The sequence below is a fragment of the Pseudomonas sp. BAY1663 genome (genome assembly GCF_000582595.1).
Classification (GTDB): Bacteria; Pseudomonadota; Gammaproteobacteria; order Pseudomonadales; family Pseudomonadaceae; genus Stutzerimonas; species Stutzerimonas stutzeri_AF.
Window position 1 is genome coordinate 45,008 of record NZ_AZSV01000019.1, and the last position, 17,508, is coordinate 62,515.

Annotated in this window: 11 protein-coding genes, 3 pseudogenes and 1 riboswitch; of the genes and pseudogenes, 1 reads left to right on the plus strand and 13 read right to left on the minus strand. The window is 67.8% G+C overall.

Annotation, left to right across the window (positions count from 1 at the left end):
* Positions 1–9 precede the first annotated feature (9 nt).
* The 9 genes and pseudogenes from atzF to BAY1663_RS08095 all read right to left on the minus strand — a co-directional run bounded on the left by atzF (position 10) and on the right by BAY1663_RS08095 (position 11,697).
* Positions 10–1,808: pseudogene (gene atzF / locus BAY1663_RS08060) on the minus strand (allophanate hydrolase).
* A gap of 110 nt (positions 1,809–1,918) precedes the next feature.
* On the minus strand, positions 1,919–5,056 hold the full coding sequence (gene uca / locus BAY1663_RS08065) for an urea carboxylase (RefSeq protein WP_371257594.1): 3,138 nt from the start codon (positions 5,054–5,056) through the stop codon (positions 1,919–1,921).
* Complete coding sequence (locus BAY1663_RS25860) at positions 5,056–5,517, minus strand: biotin carboxylase N-terminal domain-containing protein (protein WP_371257595.1); 462 nt, start codon at positions 5,515–5,517, stop codon at positions 5,056–5,058. The genes uca and BAY1663_RS25860 overlap by 1 nt, the downstream gene beginning before the upstream one ends.
* Before the next feature lie 152 nt (positions 5,518–5,669).
* On the minus strand, positions 5,670–6,305 hold the full coding sequence (locus BAY1663_RS08070) for an urea amidolyase associated protein UAAP2 (RefSeq protein ID WP_037039330.1): 636 nt from the start codon (positions 6,303–6,305) through the stop codon (positions 5,670–5,672).
* Between the two features lie 10 nt (positions 6,306–6,315).
* Positions 6,316–7,044 (minus strand): urea amidolyase associated protein UAAP1, encoded by a 729-nt coding sequence (locus BAY1663_RS08075; RefSeq protein WP_037039333.1) that lies wholly within the window; start codon positions 7,042–7,044, stop codon positions 6,316–6,318.
* A 1-nt stretch (position 7,045) separates the two neighbouring features.
* Positions 7,046–7,867: an ABC transporter ATP-binding protein gene (locus tag BAY1663_RS08080; RefSeq protein WP_037039336.1), complete on the minus strand. Its 822-nt coding sequence runs from the start codon at positions 7,865–7,867 to the stop codon at positions 7,046–7,048.
* A complete protein-coding gene (locus BAY1663_RS08085) occupies positions 7,864–8,679 on the minus strand; it encodes an ABC transporter permease (RefSeq protein ID WP_037039338.1) in 816 nt (271 codons plus the stop codon). The genes BAY1663_RS08080 and BAY1663_RS08085 overlap by 4 nt, the downstream gene beginning before the upstream one ends.
* 173 nt (positions 8,680–8,852) lie before the next feature.
* Positions 8,853–8,951, minus strand: a riboswitch (guanidine-I (ykkC/yxkD leader).
* Between the two features lie 368 nt (positions 8,952–9,319).
* The gene (locus BAY1663_RS08090) at positions 9,320–10,789 is read right to left on the minus strand and encodes a methyl-accepting chemotaxis protein (RefSeq protein WP_037039345.1); all 1,470 of its coding nucleotides are present in this window, start codon (positions 10,787–10,789) and stop codon (positions 9,320–9,322) included.
* A 101-nt stretch (positions 10,790–10,890) separates the two neighbouring features.
* Entirely contained in the window at positions 10,891–11,697 is an 807-nt protein-coding gene (locus tag BAY1663_RS08095; RefSeq protein ID WP_037039366.1) for a TatD family hydrolase, read from the minus strand.
* A gap of 172 nt (positions 11,698–11,869) precedes the next feature.
* On the opposite strand from BAY1663_RS08095, the gene BAY1663_RS08100 reads away from it, so the two are divergent.
* Positions 11,870–13,282: a transglycosylase SLT domain-containing protein gene (locus BAY1663_RS08100; RefSeq protein WP_037039348.1), complete on the plus strand. Its 1,413-nt coding sequence runs from the start codon at positions 11,870–11,872 to the stop codon at positions 13,280–13,282.
* Positions 13,283–13,292: 10 nt separating this feature from the next.
* On the opposite strand, the gene BAY1663_RS08105 is transcribed toward BAY1663_RS08100, so the two are convergent.
* The 4 genes and pseudogenes from BAY1663_RS08105 to BAY1663_RS08120 all read right to left on the minus strand — a co-directional run.
* Entirely contained in the window at positions 13,293–14,315 is a 1,023-nt protein-coding gene (locus tag BAY1663_RS08105; protein ID WP_037039351.1) for a lipase secretion chaperone, read from the minus strand.
* Between the two features lie 48 nt (positions 14,316–14,363).
* Positions 14,364–15,301: pseudogene (locus tag BAY1663_RS08110) on the minus strand (triacylglycerol lipase).
* 313 nt (positions 15,302–15,614) lie between these two features.
* Positions 15,615–16,112 (minus strand): transcription elongation factor GreB, encoded by a 498-nt coding sequence (gene greB, locus BAY1663_RS08115; RefSeq protein ID WP_037039355.1) that lies wholly within the window; start codon positions 16,110–16,112, stop codon positions 15,615–15,617.
* A 39-nt stretch (positions 16,113–16,151) separates the two neighbouring features.
* A pseudogene (locus BAY1663_RS08120) lies at positions 16,152–17,508 on the minus strand (ABC transporter permease); the annotation flags it as partial.

Below are 17,508 nucleotides of genomic sequence, written 5' to 3' on the forward strand. Positions count from 1 at the left end.
CGGCGTCGGCTATTGGCTCTGCAGGTAGGCGCGCCAGCCGCCGAAGCCGGTGATGTCCTGCGCGCCTTCCAGGCCGTAGGGTTCGCAGATGAAGCCGGTTTCCCAGCGGCCATCTTCGAGCTGCACCTTGCCCAGGCCGAGCGGCGCGGGGATGCCGGTGAGAAAGGAGCCCAGCTCCGCGCTCGGCAGCTCCCAGACTTCCACCTCGATGGCCACTCCGCCTTCGGTGACGCGAACCATGCCCGGGCGCAGCGGCGGGCCGCCGGCCAGGGCGTAGAGCTGGTAGTCCGGCGCGCTGCGGGTGGCTTCGAGCAGGCGTGCGCCGCGCTGCCTGAGCTGCCCGTTCAGCGGCAGGCCGTCCAGGTGCGCGCCGCAGACGACGATACGGGCGCGGTCGTTGCGCGCCGGGTTCCGGGGTGCCGGCGTGTCGAGGGCGTTGCCGCCGATCAGCTTCAGCGCGGTCTGGCGCTGCAGGGCGCCGGCCAGGCTCAGCAGGTACTGGTCGGTGAACACCCGGCCGAACAGCGTCACGCCCCAGGGCAGGCCGTTGTCCATGACGCTGGCCGGCACCGCCACCGCGGCGTAGTCCAGCATGTTCATGAAGTTGGTGTACCAGCCAGGTCCGAGTTGCGCTTGACCGGCTCGGCATGCAGCTCGGCGAGGGTCACCGGGCGCGGGTAGGCTGGCGTCAGCACGCAATCGACCTCGGCCATGATCCGGTCGCAGATGGCCTTGAGTTGCTGCAGGCGGTACTGGGCGCGGAACAGCTCCACCGCAGTGGCGCCGGGTGCCTTTTCCAGCACGGCCTTGATCACCGGCAGCACGGCATCCGGCTGCCGTTCGATCAGTTCGCCAGCGACGCTGTAGCGCTCGGCGACCCAGGGGCCTTCATAAAGCAGGCGCGCGGCTTCGAGAAAGGGCGAAAAATCGATCTCCACCGGCTCGCCGCCGAGGGCTTTCAGATGCTCGATGGTGGCGGCGAACAGCGCCGGGCTTTCCGCGCAGCCGAGAAATTCCAGGTTTTTCGGCACGCCGAAGCGGAACGATCCGATCCGGCCGAAGGCCGAACCGTCGTTCCATAGCGGATTGACGCGGCTGTACTCGTCGCGCGGATCGAGCCGGGCGGTGAGCGCCAGCAGCTGGCTGGCTTCGTCCGCTGTGGCGGTGAAGAAGGTCACGCAGTCCAGCGTGCGGCAGGCCGGCACCACCCCGGCGGTGGAGATCAGGCCCTTGCTGGCCTTGAGCCCGACCAGATTGTTCAGCGCCGCCGGCACCCGGCCGGAGCCGGCGGTGTCGGTGCCCAGGGCGAAGCTGGCCAGGCCCAGCGCCACCGCCAGCGAGGAGCCGGCGCTGGAGCCGCCGGAGGGATAGTCCGGATGCACTGAGTTGCGGCACTCGCCGTAGGGTGAGCGGGTGCCGTTGAGGCCGGTGGCGAACTGGTCGAGGTTGGTCTTGCCCAGCGGCACCGCGCCCAGGGCGATCAGTTGCGCGACGATGGTCGCGCTGGTTTCCGGCGTGTAGGCGAAGGCCGGGCAGGCGGCGGTGGTGGGGATGCCGGCCAGGTCGATATTGTCCTTGATGGCGAAGGGGATGCCGTAGAGCGGCAGCTCGGCGGGCGACTTGCCGTCCAGCGCGGCGAGGTAGGGCTCAAGTTCCTCGGCGCTCAGCAGGTGGATGAATGCGTTGAATTCGCCGTTCAATGCGGCGGCCTTGTCGCGCAGTTCGACGATCAGCCGGCGCGGGGTGGTTTCACCGGCGGCATAGGCGCCGCGCAGGGTATCGAGGCGCAGGTCGAATGTATCGTTCATGCTCGTTTCCTTCGTAGGGTGGAAAACGGCGCAGCCTTTTCCACCGTGTGGTTCGGCCGGCCCGGTGGGCCGGTTGGTGGATCGATGGAGCACGATCCACCCTACGGTTGTCAGGCTTGCTCGATCACCACCACGCGCTGGCCGGCGCGCACCGGCGAGCCGGGTTGGGCGCGGACTTCCCTGACCACGCCGCCGACCGGTGCGATGAGCGGGATTTCCATCTTCATCGACTCGAGGATCACCAGCACGTCGCCGGCGCTGACCGTCTCGCCTTCGCTCACCGACACCTGCCAGAGGTTGCCGGCGATATGGCTTTCGATGCCATGCTGGCCCTGCCCGAGCGGGGCGTCCTCACCGAGGTCGGCGGCGACCTCCTCGCTGTCGAAGTGCGCCTGGCCGGATTCGATCCAGCGCTGGCGTTCGGCATCGAAGGCGGCGCGCTGCTGTCCACGGAAGGCGCCGATACCTTCGGCTTCCTCGGCGAGGAATGCCTGGTAGTCGGCCAGGCGCAGCTCGCTGTCCTCGATGCGCAGCTCGAAACGGCCGAGCGGGAAGTCGCGGCGGATGCGCAGCAGCTCGTCGGCGGATACCGGATAGAAGCGGATCTGGTCGAAGAAACGCAATAGCCACGGCTGGCCGTCGAAGGCCTTCACGGCGCGGTAGCGGTTCCACATCTGCAGGGTGCGGCCGACGAACTGGTAGCCGCCGGGGCCTTCCATGCCGTAGATGCACATGTAGGCACCGCCGATACCCACCGAGTTCTCCGCGGTCCAGGTGCGCGCCGGGTTGTACTTGGTGGTGACCAGACGGTGACGCGGGTCCAGCGGGGTGGCCACCGGCGCGCCGAGGTAGACGTCGCCCAGGCCCATCACCAGGTAGCTGGCGTCGAACACCGTGCGATGCACCGCGTCGAGGTTTTCCAGGTCGTTGATGCGGCGGATGAACTCCAGGTTGCTCGGGCACCAGGGCGCGTCCTTGCGCACCGTGGTCATGTACTTCTCTATGGCGAGCTGGCAGGCCGGATCGTCCCAGGACAGCGGCAGGTGGACGATGCGCGACGGCACCTTGAGGTCCTGCGCCGAGCACACCGCGTCCCACAGGCCGGCGACGGTGTCGAGCAGTGTCTGCAGCGACAGGGTTTCCGGCTGGTAGTGCACCTGCAGCGAGCGGATGCCGGGGGTGAGATCGATAACTCCATCGAGGTTCTTCGCCTCTAGCGCCTGCATCAGCGCATGGCCACGGAAACGCAGGACGAGGTCCAGTTCCGGCTGGCCGATCTCAAGCAGCAAATGGGTGTCGCCGGAGAGGCGGGCGACCAGGCGCTTGTCGAGACTGCCGATGTCCAGCACCACCGGCGGCTCCAGCGGGATCGGCAGCCAGTCGACGGGCACGACTTGCAGCCCGGCGACTTCCGCCTGGCGGGCTTTGGCCAGCTGGCGGGCGGTGCCGATATTCACCGGCACGAAGCGCACCTTGTCGCCGGCCTTGAGCTGGCCGAGCTGCCACAGATCGGCCTCGATGATGGTCACCGGGCAGACGAAACCGCCCAGGCTCGGACCGTCCGGGCCGAGGATCACCGGCATGTCGCCGGTGAAATCCACCGCGCCGATGGCGTAGGGGTTGTCGTGGATGTTCGACGGATGCAGGCCGGCTTCGCCGCCGCTCTCGCGCACCCATTCGGGTTTCGGGCCGATCAGCCGCACGCCGGTGCGGCTGGAATTGAAGTGCACCTCCCAGGCGGTGGCGAAGAAGGTCTCGATATAGCCCTCGCTGAAGTATTCCGGTGCACCGTGCGGGCCGTAGATCACGCGCAGCTCGCGCACCGTCGGCAGGGCGCTGCACAGTTCGGCCGGCAGACTGGCGCCGGCATCGCGCGCGGTCAGCGGCGCCAGGTGCAGCACGTCGCCGGCGCGCAGGGCGCGACCGCCATGACCGCCGAACTGACCGAGGGTGAAGGTGCTCTTGCTGCCCAGGTAATCCGGCACCTGCAGGCCGCCACGCAGGCAGAGATAGCTGCGCGCGCCGACCCCGGCGATGGTGCCGATGGCCAGGGTGCTGCCGGCCGGGACGAACAGCGCGGTGTTCATTGGCTGCGAGGCGCCATCCAGTTCCAGCGGGATCGCCGCACCGGTCACCGCCACCACGGCGTCGCAGTTGAAGCGCAGGGTTGGCCCGCTCATGGTGATTTCCAGCGCGGCGGCGCCTTCCGGGTTGCCCAGCAGGCGGTTGCCCAGGCGCAGCGCGCGGCTGTCCATCGGCCCCGACGGCGGTACGCCCACCGCCCAGTAGCCGAGGCGGCCGGGAAAGTCCTGCACGCTGGTCTGGGTGCCGGCCCCGATCACCTCGAAGGTATTGGTCTGATAGCGCAGGCCTTCCAGGCAGCGGGTCCAGGGCGAGCCTTCAGCGAAGGGCGCGTGGGCGAGGATCTGCCGCAGGTAGTCGCGGTTGGTCTCCACGCCGTAGAGCAGCGAGTCGCCCAGCGCGGCATCCAGCCCGGCGCGCGCCTGCTCGCGGTCCGGCGCCCAGGCGATGAGCTTGGCGATCATCGGGTCGAAGTAGGGCGGGATTTCGCAGCCGGCCTCGACCCAGGTGTCGATGCGCAGGGCCTTGCCGTCAGCTGCCGGGAAGGCCACGGCAGTGAGCAGGCCGGGGCTGGGCTGGAAGTCGCGGCCCGGGTCCTCGGCATAGAGGCGCGCCTGGATGGCATGGCCGTTGGGTTCGAGCGTCCGGGCCAGTTCGGCCAGTGGCGGCAGGTCGCCGGCGGCCAGTTCGATCATCCAGCGCACCAGGTCGATGCCCCAGACCTGCTCGGTGACGCCGTGCTCGACCTGCAGGCGGGTGTTCACCTCGAGGAAGTAGAAGCGCCGGGCCTCGGCGTCATAGACGAACTCCACGGTGCCGGCGCTGCGGTAGCTGACCGCCTTGGCCAGCGTGACCGCCGCGGCGCACAGTGCCTCGGCCATGCCGGCCGGCAGGTTCGGCGCCGGGGTTTCCTCCAGCACCTTCTGGTTGCGCCGCTGCACCGAGCAGTCGCGCACGCCGAGGGCGATGACTTCGCCCTGGCCATCGCCGAACACCTGCACTTCCAGGTGGCGCGCGCGTTCGATGTACTTCTCGATGAATACGCCGGCGTCGCTGAAGTTGTTCTGTCCGAGGCGCTTGACCGCCTCGAAGGCCTCGTTCAGTTCAGCCGCCGAACGGCAGACGCGCATGCCGATGCCGCCGCCGCCGGCGGTGCTCTTCAGCATCACCGGATAGCGACCCGTTCGCCGGCGGCCAGGGCCGCGTCGAGGTTTTCCAGCAGTTCGGTGCCTTCGAGCAGCGGCACGCCATGCTGCCTGGCCAGCGCGCGGGCGGTGTGCTTGAGGCCGAACACCCGCAGTTGCTCGGGCGTCGGCCCGACGAAGGCGATGCCGGCGGCTTCGCAGGCTTCGGCGAAGGCGGCGTTCTCGGAAAGGAAGCCGTAGCCGGGGTGGATGGCCTTGGCGCCGCTCTCGCGGGCGGCGTCGAGGATCTTGTCCACCACCAGGTAGGTCTGCGCGGCGGGGCCGTCACCCAGCGAGTACGCCTCGTCGGCCTGCTGGATGTGCAGGCTGGCGATATCGGCTTCGGAGTAGACGGCCACGCCTTTCACGTCCAGGGTACGCAAGGTTCGCAGGATGCGGCAGGCGATGGCGCCGCGGTTGGCGATCAGCAGTTTGTCGAACATGTTCTACGACCCTCAAAGGGCTGGGCGGGCCGTCCCGCTTTATTCGTTCGAAGCCACGGTCGTCCGTGGTTGGCTCTTAGCTGGAAGCTGGAAGCTGGAAGCGGTGCGGGACCTTTGCGCTTTCTTCCAGCTTCAGGCTTCCGGCTGCTCTTTCATTCCCACACCAGCACCTCGGCCGGGGTCGGGTTCCAGCCGTTGCACGGGTTGTTCAGCTGCGGGCAGTTGGAGATCAGCACGATCACGTCCGTCTCCGCGCGCAGCTCGACGTACTTGCCCGGCGCGGAGAGGCCGTCCTCGAAGGTCAGCCCGCCCTCGGGCGTGACCGGTACGTTCATGAAGAAGTTGATGTTGGCGCCGATGTCGCGCTTGCCCAGGCGGCCGTCGTGCAGGCTGGCGCGCAGGAAGTTGTCGCGGCAGCTGTGCATGTAGCGCTTGTCCAGCGCGTAGCGCACGCTGTTGCTCTCCTGGGCGCAGGCGCCGCCGAGGGTGTCGTGGCGGCCGCAGGTGTCGGCGACGATGGTCAACAGCGGCTTGCCGAGGTTGGAATAGAGCACCGTGCCGGTGGTGAGGTAGACCTTGTTCTGCCGGCGCAGGGTGCGCTGCGGGTCGAAGCGCTCGCGCGGGTTGTTCGCGGCGAAGAACAGCGTGTCGATGGCCTGGTTGCCCTCGACGTCCAGCAGGCGCAGGGTCTGGCCGGCCTTGACTTCGAACAGGTAGGGCTCGCCGGCCGGGATCAGGTGGCGGAAGACGGCGGTGTCGGGGTGCAGTTCACTTTCGATCAGGTTCATGGCGCCGTCCTTACAGATAAAGCCGTTCGGTGTTATGGAAGCCGCGGCCGTTCTCCGGGCGCGAGGTGCGGCAGAGCACGCTGATGCCGTCGCTCTCGACCTTGTGCCAGCTGAGCCGTACCGGCTTGGGGGCGTATTCGGGGTTGGGGTCCAGCGGGTGCTGCAGGGCGGTGAGCACCACGAGGGTGTCCATCGGTGCGTACAGCTCGATGTAGTCGCCGGCCTCGCTGTTGCCGGGCTGGAAGGTGAAGCTGCCATCGGCATCCACGCCGACCTTGCTGAACAGGTTGAGGGTCATCAGCAGGTCCTGCAGGTCGAGGTTCCACTTGCCCATTTCCACCAGCAGGTTGTCGCTGCCGTTGCGGAAGAAGCCGTTGCGCAGTTCCTGGTAGCGGCCTTCGCCGTACTTTTCCCGTACCTCCTCGGCATTCAGCACGCCGCCGAAGCTGTCGTGCCAGCCGCAGGTGTCGGCGGTGATCGCGGCGAGCACGCGGCCCATGTCCGAGTACAGGCAGTGGCCGGCGGTGAGCTTGGCGGTGTGCTGGCACTTGAGGGTGTCCGGCAGGTTCAGCCGTTCGCTCTTCTCCATGGCGTTGAACAGCAACAGGCTGACGTTGGCGCCGCCGTGGATGTCGGCGATGCGCAGCAGCTGGCCGCGCTTGAGCACGAAGGAGGTATGGCCGCCGCCGGGGACGGTTTCCTCGTAGAGGGTCGGGCGCAGGCTGAGGGAAGCGCTCATGTCAGGCTCCTTGGTAGGCAGTTCGAAAAGGGCCGGCGAGGTCGGCCGGCAGGCTGTCGGCCGCGGCGGCCGCGTGGCGGTCGGCATGCAGCGGAATGTCGTAGGTCACCCGCGCGCCATAGGCGCCCGGTGCGTGGGGATCGATGCGCGGCTTGTCGAAGACCAGGATGCGGCTGCCGAGGGTGAAGCCTTCCGAGAGGTCGTGGGTGACCATGAACACCGTCAGCCGGGTTTCCCGCCAGAGTTCCAGCAACAGCGCGTGCATGTCCTTGCGGATGCCCGGGTCGAGCGCGCCGAAGGGTTCGTCGAGCAGCAGCACGCGGGGCTTCATCACCAGCGCCTGGGCGATGGCCAGGCGTTGTTGCATGCCGCCGGACAACTGCGCCGGATACTTGTCCAGTGCATGGCCGAGGCCGACCCTGTGCAGCATCTGCGCCGCCTGTTCGCGGGCGTCGCGCTTGTCGCGGCCGAACAGCCGGCCCAGCAGCGGGGCGCGCGGCAGTTCCAGGCCGAGAGCGACATTGTCCAGTACGGTCAGGTGCGGAAATACCGAGTAGCGCTGGAACACCACGCCACGGCTGGCGTCCGGTTCGTCGGCCAGCGGCTGGCCGTCGAGCAGGATTTCACCACGGCTGGGCGCTTCCTGGCCGAGCAGCAGGCGCAGGAAGGTGGATTTGCCGCAGCCGGAGGCGCCGACCAGGGTGCAGAATTCGCCTTCGGCGATGCTCAGGTTCAGGCGCTCCAGCACCACTTGCTCGCCGTACTGTTGCCAGACGTTCTTCACCTGGATGAACGCGCCGGTTTCGCTCTTCTTGTCGCTCATGCCTTGGCTCCTTCGTACCAGGGGAACAGCAGGCGCGTGAGGCGCCGCAGCAGGTAGTCCATGGCCCAGGCCAGCAGCGTGATCCAGGCGACGTAGGGCAGGATCACGTCCATCGCCATGTAGCGGCGCACGAGGAAGATGCGGTAACCCAGGCCGTCGGTGGAGGCGATGGCCTCGGCGGCGATGAGGAACAGCCAGGCCGAGCCCAGCACCAGGCGCAGGCTGATCAGCAGGCGTGGCATCAACTGCGGCAGGACCAGGCGCAGGATCAGCGTCCAGGTGTTGGCGCCGAGGGTCTGGGCCTTGATCAGCAACTCGCGGGGGATTTCCCGGGCGCGCTGCTCCAGGTCGCGGGCCAGGATCGGCGTGATGCCGATGACGATCAGCATCACCTTGGACAGCTCGCCGAGGCCGAAGACGATGAACAGGATCGGCAGGATCGCCAGCGGCGGCACCATCGAGAGCACGGTGAGCAAGGGCGACAGCGGCGCGCCGAACAGCGGCAGGGTGCCGGCGGCGACCCCCAGGCAGAGGCCGGCGACGGCGGCGATGGCCAGGCCCGTGCCGAGGCGTTTCAGGCTGGCGACGGTGTCCTGCCAGAACAGGTAGTCGCCGGAACGCTTGTCGGGGGTGAAGGCGAGGCGTTCCACGGCCGCGCTCATCTGGGCGAAGCTGGGCAGCAGCTTGTCGTTGGGGTTGAGTTCCAGGCGCTGGGCCGAATGGGTCAGGTACAGCGCCAGCAGCAGGGCGAAGGGCAGGATGGCCAATGCCAGCCAGCCGCTGCGGCTGGGCGAGCGATTGATCAGGCGCATGAGCAGGCACCCCGGGCAGTGGTGGCGAGTGCTGGCGTGCGGCGGCGAGATCGAGGGGCGGCTAAGGCGCCGGTATGCGGCAGGGAGATGACCGGCAGAGCCGATTCGTACGGGCACATGGCAAACCCTCCAGTGTGTGGGAATAGCGGCAGGAGCTGCGCGGCATGACGCTCTTCTCCCGGGCTTTTGTCCCGCCGTGTAACCTCACCGGAGGTCGCCAACTCTCGGACCAGCCACTCGTCGTGCGAGTCGGAACCCTAGTCGGCTATTTCAGATTGTTCTCATTCCATGAGTTGCAGCTTCCTGCACCCTGGTCATAGCAAGAGCGGTGCCAAGACGTGAATGCCGCATTTCCGGGCGTTGCCGGCTTGCCGAGGGTTTTCTAGTTGCACCGTCGTGGTGCGTTGCTCGAAAGAGGTGCGTGCTTTTCTTGCACGGAGGGCGGGGACGCTGGTCCTGCTATGTAGCGGGGGATTGTTGGCAGTGTTGCGAAAACGGCCGGATTCGGGCGCTTGGCACACGCGGTAGGTTGGCGCTGAGCGTAGCGAAGCCCAACAGGGATAGGGCGGGTATGTTGGGCTTCGTCGCGATGCTCCTCAGGCTGCGCGCCCCGACCCAACCTACGCGCTACGTATTGTGGTTACAGCTTCAGCTGGCGGATGGCCCGGCTCAGTTCCGCCGACAACGCGGCCAGCTCCGCGCTGGTGGTGGCCGAGGTGACGGTCTGCTCCACGGTCCGCTCGGTGACGTCGCGGATGCCGGTGACCGAGCGGTTGAGTTCCTCGGCGACCTGGCTCTGCTGCTCGGCGGCGACGGCAATCTGGGTATTGCTCTCGCGCATCTGCGCCACCGCGCCGGTGATGGCTTCCAGCGCCAGCGCGGCTTCACCCGCTTCGCGCACGCAGTCGTCGGCCTTGAGCGAGCTTTCCTGCATGAACTCCACGGCATCGCGAGTCATGGCCTGCAGGTTGGTGATCATCTGGGTGATCTCGTCGGTCGAGTCCTGCACCCGCCTGGCCAGGTTGCGCACTTCGTCGGCGACCACGGCGAAGCCGCGACCCATCTCGCCGGCACGTGCCGCCTCGATGGCGGCATTGAGCGCGAGCAGGTTGGTCTGTTCGGCGATGCTGTGGATGACGTTGACCACGCCGTTGATCTTCTGGCTGTCGGCGGCCAGTTGCTCGATCATCTCGCCGGTCTGCTGTACGCCTTGCGACAGGCTGGAGATGGATTTCTCCACGCGCCCCACCACGCGATGGCCTTCCCCGGCCAGTCGATCGGCGTTCTGCGACTGGTCGCGGGTATCGCCGGCATGCTCGGCGATGTGGTAGACGGTGGCACTCATTTCGTTGATGGCGGTGGCGGCCTGGTCGGTTTCGCCCTGTTGGCCAAGCATGCCCTGGCGTACGTCATTCATGCTCGCGGCCAGGCGGCTGGCGCCTTCGTCGAGGCGCGCGGCAGCCTGGGCGACGGTGCCGACGATACGCTGGTAACCGCTCTGCATGGCGTTGAAGGCACCGGCCATCTGGCCGACCTCGTCGCGGCTGTCCAGCGGCACGCGCGCCTGCAGGTCGCCGCTGCGCTCGACGTGCAGCATGACGTCCTTGAGTGTGTTGAGATGGCTGAGCAGGAAGCGGATCAGCAATTGCGAGGCGGCGAGCAGGCCGAGCATGAGTACGGCGACCGCGCCGGCATAGCTGAAGAAATGCTGGCCGAGGACCTCCCGGGCGCCGGGCGCGTGGGCCAGCACGGCGAGCGTCTGGCCACTGGGGCGGGAGACCGTCTGCACGCCGATCAGCGGCTGGCGGGCGAACAGGCGGTCATGGGGCAGCGGCGTCCAGCCGCTGTCGGCGACGGGCTGGCCATCGACCACGGCCCGCTGGCCGGCCTGGAAGACGAGCAGATCCTGGCTCTGCGGCAACGCTGCAGCCTCCGGCCAGGCGGCCAGCAGGGTGGCGCGGGCCTGGGCGGCGACTCGTGCGTCGTCGCTGCGGGCACCCTGTTCCAGCTGGATGGCGTAGAGCACCAGTAACAGCGTGATGACGAAGGTCACCATGTTGAGGGCCCAGAACTTGTACTTCAGCGAGAGATCGCGAATCCAGACTGCCATGACTGCTCTTCTTCTGTGGTGATTGCCGGAGCGCCGCGGCCGCTCCGGTGGACTCAAGGCTTAACGGCCGCTGCGCGCGGAGCTTGAATGGATTTTGTGAATCAATCGAGCATGGGCAGCTCGAAGAACGCGCGTGCGCAGCGCGTGGTGTGGGCGGCCAGGCACGCTTCGCTCTCGCCGCGATGGCGCGCCACTTCGCGCAGGACCTCCGGCAGGTAGGCCGGTTCGTTGTGGCCGCTCTTGGGCTTCGGTCGCAGGGTGCGCGGCAGCAGGTAGGGCGCGTCGCTTTCCAGCATCAGGCGGCCCTCGGGGATTTCACGTACCAGCGGGTGCAGATGGGTGCCGCGGCGTTCGTCGCAGATCCAGCCGGTGATGCCGATGTGCAGGTCCAGATCGAGGTAGGCGTAGAGCGCCCGCTTGTCGCCGGTGAAGCAGTGCACCACGGCGGCCTCGAGCCGGTCGCGGAAGGGACGCAGGATCGCCGCCAGCCGCTCGCTGGCATCGCGTTCGTGGAGAAACACCGGCAGGTGCCGTTCCACCGCGAGCTGCAGGTGCTCTTCCAGCACCCGCTCCTGCTGGGGGCGCGGGGAGAAGTCGCGGTTGAAGTCCAGGCCGCATTCGCCGACCGCGCGCACCTGCGGCTCGCCCAGCAGCCCGCGCAACTGGCTGGCGCTGTCGGCGCTCCACTGGCTGGCATCATGCGGGTGGACGCCGGCGGTGCAGAAGAGCCTCTGGCCGGTTTCGTCCAGTTCCCGGCACAGCTGTAAAGCGGCCTCGCTCTCGCCGAGGCTGGTGCCGGTCAGCAGCAGCTGCGCCACGCCGGCCGCCCGGGCGCGCTCGACCACCGCGCGCGGGTCGGCGGCGAATGTCGGGTGAGTCAGGTTGACGCCGATGTCGACGAGCTGCATGAAGATCTCCTGCATGCTGAATGTTCAATGAAAACAGCGGGATGGAATATATAGCTAAACCACCCATCGAAAGTGAAATTGGCAGAAGCGCTGTGCTGTGAGAGTCTTTGCCACCTTTGCGGCAGGGAGCACCGCATTGGATTCTCTTCGTCTACGGTCCGGTGCGTCTTCCATGTCACGATTGCTGCCCCTTCTGTTCTGCCTGCTGGCGCTGTTGCCAGTGACCGCGAGCGCGCGGGTGGCGGGGCCGGAGGCCTGGCAGTCGACGGCCGCGGTACGTGACCTGGCCGAGATCCGCCGCAGCGGCGTGCTGCGGGTGCTGGTCAACCAGAGCCGCAACAGCGCGGGTGAAGTGAAGGGTGAGGCCATCGGCGTCGAGTACGCACGCCTGCGCGCCTTCGAACAGTACCTGAACCGCGACGCCGCGTCCGGGCGCACCATCACCCTGAAGATCATTCCCAAGGCCAAGGACCAGTTGCTCGGCGCCTTGCAGCGCGGCGAGGGCGACCTGGTGGCGCCCGGCGAACTGCTGCCGCTGGCCGGGATGAAAGGCATCAGCCGCAGTCGGCCGGTGGTCAGCGATGTGTCGCTGGTGCTGGTCGGCCGCCAGGGTGGTCCGCGCTACCAGCGCCTGGAACAGCTGTCCGGGCGCAGCCTCGCCTTGTCGCCGGGCAGCGCCGCCGGACCGCTGCTGGCACGGCTCAACAAGCAACTGATGGAACGCAAGCTGGCGCCGATCGTCGCCGAGTGGGTCGATCCGACCCTGGCGGTGGAGGATGTGCTGGAGATGGTCCACGCCGGCATCTACCCGGCTACCGTGGTGGAGCGGACCATCGCCGAGCGTTGGAGCAAGGTCATGCCCAGGCTGCGCATCGAGCCGCAGCTGAGCCTTGGCGACAAGGCCAGCATGCACTGGTTCGTGCGTAAGGAGGCGAGCATGCTGCGCGCCAGCGCCGATCGCTTCCTCAAGGGGCATGCACTACCGGACAACCAGGACGCGGCTTTCGTGCGGGTCTACCGGCGGCTGTACAAGGTGCAGCAGCCGCTCGATCACATCGGCCGGCAGCGTCTGGAGAAGGTGCGCCCGACCCTGCAGCGCTATGCCGAACAGATCGAGCTGGACTGGCTGAACCTGGCCGCCCTGGCATTCAAGGAGTCCACGCTCAATCCCGCCGCGCGCGGTGCCGGCGGGGCCACGGGGCTGATGCAGGTCACGCCGGCGACGGCCCGGGCGATGGGCGTGAGCGATATCCAGCGTTTGGACAATAACGTGCAGGCCAGCGCGAAATACCTGGCGAGCATTCGGCGCAGCTTCTTCTCCAGTCCGCGACTGAACGAGCGCGAACGCATGGCCTTCGTGTTGGCCGCCTACAACCTCGGGCCGCAGCGGGTGCAGAGCATGCGCGCCGAAGCGCGGCGACGCGGCCTCAACTCCGATCAGTGGTTCTTCCAGGTCGAGCGCATCGCCATGGAGACGGTCGGCATGGGCGTGGTGGCCTATGTCAACAGCGTCAACAAGTACTACCTGGCCTACCAGCGCGAGCGCTACCTGCTGGAGGTCGACCGCAAGACCGCCGCCAACTGATCCGCTGCGATCATTGCCCGGGCCGGCTTTGCGCCAGTTGTCCGGCGGCCAGCAGGCGCAGGCGCTCGCTTTCATCGAAATGCTCGGCCTCCAGTTGCGCGATGGCCGCTTGTCGGTCGCTATCGTCCAGCCCGCGGCTGGCTTCTATGCGCTGGCGCTCTCGCCGGTAGGCGGCGACCCGCTGCTGCCAGGTGTGGCGCTGGCGGTCCAGGGCTTCCAGGCGCTCGGCCGCGGCGCTGCCCACCAGTTGCTGGCGCAACTGCCTGAGCTGCTCCGCGCTGCCGCCACGAGCCTGCAGGGCGGCGCTGCGTTCGCGCAGTTCGCTCTGCAGCTGGGGCAGCAGCAGGTCCTGCAACCCTTCGGGCAGGCCGGCGCGCAGCCGATCGATGGCGCGGCCCTTGGCGGCACTGTCCAGGGCGGGATCGAGGCGGATCGCCAGGCGCTCCAGGCTGAAGCGGTCGTAGGCCTCGTCCAGGCCGAAGAAGGCCTGATGCACCGGCGGCTCGAAAACCCGCGCACGCAACGCCTGGACCGCCGCCAGGCGCTGGCGCATCGCTGGCAGGTCGGTGCTGCGAGGGACGTTCGCCTCCAGCTCGAGCAGCTGTCGCTTGTAGTCCAGGTACTGCTTCAACAGCGCCAGGGCCTGGCGTGCGGCGGGCTCGGGCAGCTGTGCGGCGATGTAATGGCGCAGCCGCTCGAGGCTGTGCTTGAGCGGCTCTTCGCCGAGAGTGCTGAGAAAGTAATCGAAGACCCGGCGAATTTCGCCATCGATGGCCAGGTTGCCGTCGGCATCCAGGCGGAACCGGCCGTCGATCCGGGTGCCCTTGAGCGAGGCTGGCAGGCTGTCCCTTGCCGTGGGTATCCGTTTGTCTTGCGCCCGTGTGCCGGCCTGTGCCGGTAGCCTGGCGGCTGCGGCCGGTGCCGGGGGCGCAGGCGAGGCAGCATCCGCTTCGACGGTGGTTTCGGGGCGACCCAGCATGAGGACCAGGCCCAGTGCGCTGGCGAGAACCAGCAGAACGATGAATCTATTCATGGGCAACGTCCTGAGAGCCGGCCGGGATCGCCCATCCCGGCCATGCGCTTAGAGGCCAGCGTTCTTCAGCCTGTTGGCATGCTGGCGATAGATGCTGACCGGGTCGGTTTCGAACAGGCTGGTGAGGCCCATGACCTGGTTGACCTCGTCGAGATGGTTCATCCGATAGTTGTCGCGAATGACCATGCCCAGGTGCGAGCTGCAGCGACCCACCAGGCCATCGTTGGGGCCGTCGAAGGCCAGCGCGCCGGCGCCCATCATCGCGTCGCTGATGTCCAGTGGGTTGGTCAGCGGGCTGGTGCCGCTCCAGGAGTAGTAGTGCACGCCGTTGACCTTGTAGGCGCCTTCGCCGCAGGCGGTGGTCGGTATGGCCTGGGGGAACTTCGCATTGAAGCGCGCGGCGCCCTCGCTATTGAGCGATTCCAACGAGCCCAGGGCGTCCTGCGGGGCGCTGCTCGGGCTGCCGGACAGGAAGTGGATCAGGCTGCCCATGGCATTGACCAGGCCGGCGGCGATGGCTTCGCCGGCGGAGCCTTCCGGGATCTGGCGCAACAGGTCGGCGACGTCAGAGCCTTGTGCGGCGCGCCGACGCTGGTCACCGAGGCGACGAGGTCGGGGCGCACCCCGGCGACGTAGCGGACGGTCGGCCCGCCATGGCTGTGGCCGATCAGGTTGACCTTGGGCTTGCCGCTGATGGCGACGATTTCCTCGACCTGGGCCAGCAGTTCTTCGCCGCGCAGCTCGGTGGTGTTCAACTGGCTGACTTCGGTGACGTAGACCTGGGCACCGTCGCGGCGCAGCGCGGTGGGGATGCCGTACCAGTAATCGATGCCGAGCAGGCTGTCGAAGCCGAGCATGCCGTGGGTCAGCACGATGGGGTAGCGGGTTTCGGTGTAGCCGGAGCCGGCCGTCGCAGCCTGTGCCTGACTGCTGAACGCCAGGGCGCTGCCGAGACAAAGGGCGAGCAAGGTTTTGTTGTTGTTCATGGACGCACTCTTTGGGTAGGTGAATCGGGCATGTGGGGGCAGTCCCTTGCCGGGTCACCGCGCGTGGCGCGTACTGCGCCAGCGCAAACGCAGTATTCGTGCCAGGCCCTGTCGCCAGGAAAATACCGCCCTAGGATGCCCGATTGCCATGAGTGGCTAGCCGCGAACCGGCTCGCTGCCGTCGCGCCTGTTACCGAGCGAAACGGCGCTATGGGTGGGAAAGTGATGTTTGTTGGTTTTTTGCGCGTAAGCCCGCTTGTTCGTGCATATTCGGCGAATATCGTGACTATTTGGTCGGATTAGAACTGTCTGGTCACGGGTAATCGATGGCAACTACGTACCAGGTTTTCGCGCCTGTGGGCGTGTGCACCTGGACTTCCGCATCCAGCGCCTTGCCCACCAGGGCGCGCGCCAGGGGCGAGTCGATGCTGATCAGGCCTTGCTTGAGGTCCAGCTCGTCGGGGCCGACGATGCGGTAGCGGGCCTGTTCGCCGTCTTCGTCTTCCAGGGTGACCCAGGCGCCGAAATACACCTTGTTCGGATCGCTGGGGCGCTCGCTGACCACCTTGAGTTTTTCCAGGCGCTTGCTGAGAAAGCGCACCCGGCTGTCGATCTCGCGCAGCATCTTCTTGCCGTAGGTGTATTCGGCGTTCTCCGAGCGATCGCCCTGCGCCGCAGCTTCGCTTACCGACTGCGTCACCTGCGGGCGCTTGACGTGCCAGAGTTCGTGCAGTTCGGCGCGCAGCCGCGCTTCGCCTTCGGGGGTGATCAGCGGCGTGCCAGCGGGGCGGGGCGGACGGTAGCGGCTCATGGGATTCCGGCTTGGCTGAAAAGCGCCGATTCTACCTGCTCAGCTCTCGCGCAGCACCGCCAGCGGGCTGGCGTTCAGCGCCCGGCGCGTGCCAAGGGTGCCTGCGCTGCCGATCAGCAGGGCGCCGAGGAGGGGCAACAGCAGCAACCAGGGGTGCGGTTGCCAGTGCAGATCGAAGGCATAGTGGTAGAGCAGGGCGCTGACCAGTTCGCAACCGAGCGCGGCGAGCAGGCCGCTGGCGGCGCCGAGCAGGCCGAATTCGGCACGTCGCGCCTTGAGCAGCAGGAGGCGCTCGGCACCTAGCGCACGGAGCAGCGCGCCCTGGCGGATGCGCTCGTCCAGGGTTGCCTGCAGGCCGGCGAACAGCACGGCGAGCCCCGCTGCCAGCACGAACAGCAGCACATATTCCACTGCCAGGGAAACCTGCGCGAGGATGCTGCGCAGTTGCGCGAGCAGGGCCTCGACCTGCAGCAGGGTGACCGAAGGGAAGGCGCGCGCCAGCTCGACCAGTTCGCGGTCCTTGCCGGGCGGCAGGTGGAAGCTGGTCATGTAGGTGGCGGGCATGTCCTGCAGGGTGCCGGGCTCGAAGATCATGTAGAAGTTCGGCTGGAAACTGTCCCAGTTGACCTCGCGCAGGCTGCTCACCAGCGCTTCGCGGTCGAGACCGCCGACGCTGAAACGCAGCTGGTCGCCCAGCTTCAGTCCCAGGCTCTCGGCCAGCTCGGCTTCCACCGAGACGCCGGGCAGCTCCGTCTGCCCGCGCGCGTTCCACCACTGTCCGGCGGCCAGCCGATTGTCCTTCGGCAGCTCGGCCGCCCAGGTCAGGCTGAGATCGCGGCGGATGGCCCGTTCGCCCTGGGAGTCCTTGCTGACCAGCTGGCGCACCGGCTCGCCGTTGATCGCCACCAGGCGCCCGGGAACCACCGGGTACAGCGGCGCGGCGTGGTCGGACAGGGCAGCGATGCGCTCGGCGAAGGCATCCTTCTCGGCCGGCAGCACGTTGAGTACGAAATGGTTGGGGGCGTCGTCCGGCAGTTGGTCCTGCCAGGTGTCCAGCAGTTCGCCGCGCAACAGTGCGATCAACGCCATGGCCAGCAGGATCAGGCCGAAGGCCAGCGCCTGTCCGGCGGCCGCCAGCGGATGGCGCAGGAGCTGGCCCAGGCCGAGCCGCCAGCTCAGCGCGGCGCCGGCCAGCAGGTGCCGCGCGCCCTTCAGGCCCAGCAACAGCGAACCGCCCAGCAGCAGCGTGGCGAGCAGGCCGCCGCCGAGCAGGGCCAGGGTGATCTTCAGGTCCAGGCTCAGGCGCCACATGATCAGGCCGAGGGCCAGGATCGCCGCGCCGTAGACCAGCCAGGCGCTGGGCGGCACGGGCAGCAGGGTCGCGGCGCAGAACGCG

Coding starts and splice junctions, on each gene's coding strand:
- uca (WP_371257594.1), bottom strand. CDS start 5,056: ATGCTGAAGAGCACCGCCGGCGGCGGCGGCATCGGCATGCGCGTCTGC.
- BAY1663_RS25860 (WP_371257595.1), bottom strand. CDS start 5,517: ATGTTCGACAAACTGCTGATCGCCAACCGCGGCGCCATCGCCTGCCGC.
- BAY1663_RS08070 (WP_037039330.1), bottom strand. CDS start 6,305: ATGAACCTGATCGAAAGTGAACTGCACCCCGACACCGCCGTCTTCCGC.
- BAY1663_RS08075 (WP_037039333.1), bottom strand. CDS start 7,044: ATGAGCGCTTCCCTCAGCCTGCGCCCGACCCTCTACGAGGAAACCGTC.
- BAY1663_RS08080 (WP_037039336.1), bottom strand. CDS start 7,867: ATGAGCGACAAGAAGAGCGAAACCGGCGCGTTCATCCAGGTGAAGAAC.
- BAY1663_RS08085 (WP_037039338.1), bottom strand. CDS start 8,679: ATGCGCCTGATCAATCGCTCGCCCAGCCGCAGCGGCTGGCTGGCATTG.
- BAY1663_RS08090 (WP_037039345.1), bottom strand. CDS start 10,789: ATGGCAGTCTGGATTCGCGATCTCTCGCTGAAGTACAAGTTCTGGGCC.
- BAY1663_RS08095 (WP_037039366.1), bottom strand. CDS start 11,697: ATGCAGCTCGTCGACATCGGCGTCAACCTGACTCACCCGACATTCGCC.
- BAY1663_RS08100 (WP_037039348.1), top strand. CDS start 11,870: ATGTCACGATTGCTGCCCCTTCTGTTCTGCCTGCTGGCGCTGTTGCCA.
- BAY1663_RS08105 (WP_037039351.1), bottom strand. CDS start 14,315: ATGAATAGATTCATCGTTCTGCTGGTTCTCGCCAGCGCACTGGGCCTG.
- greB (WP_037039355.1), bottom strand. CDS start 16,112: ATGAGCCGCTACCGTCCGCCCCGCCCCGCTGGCACGCCGCTGATCACC.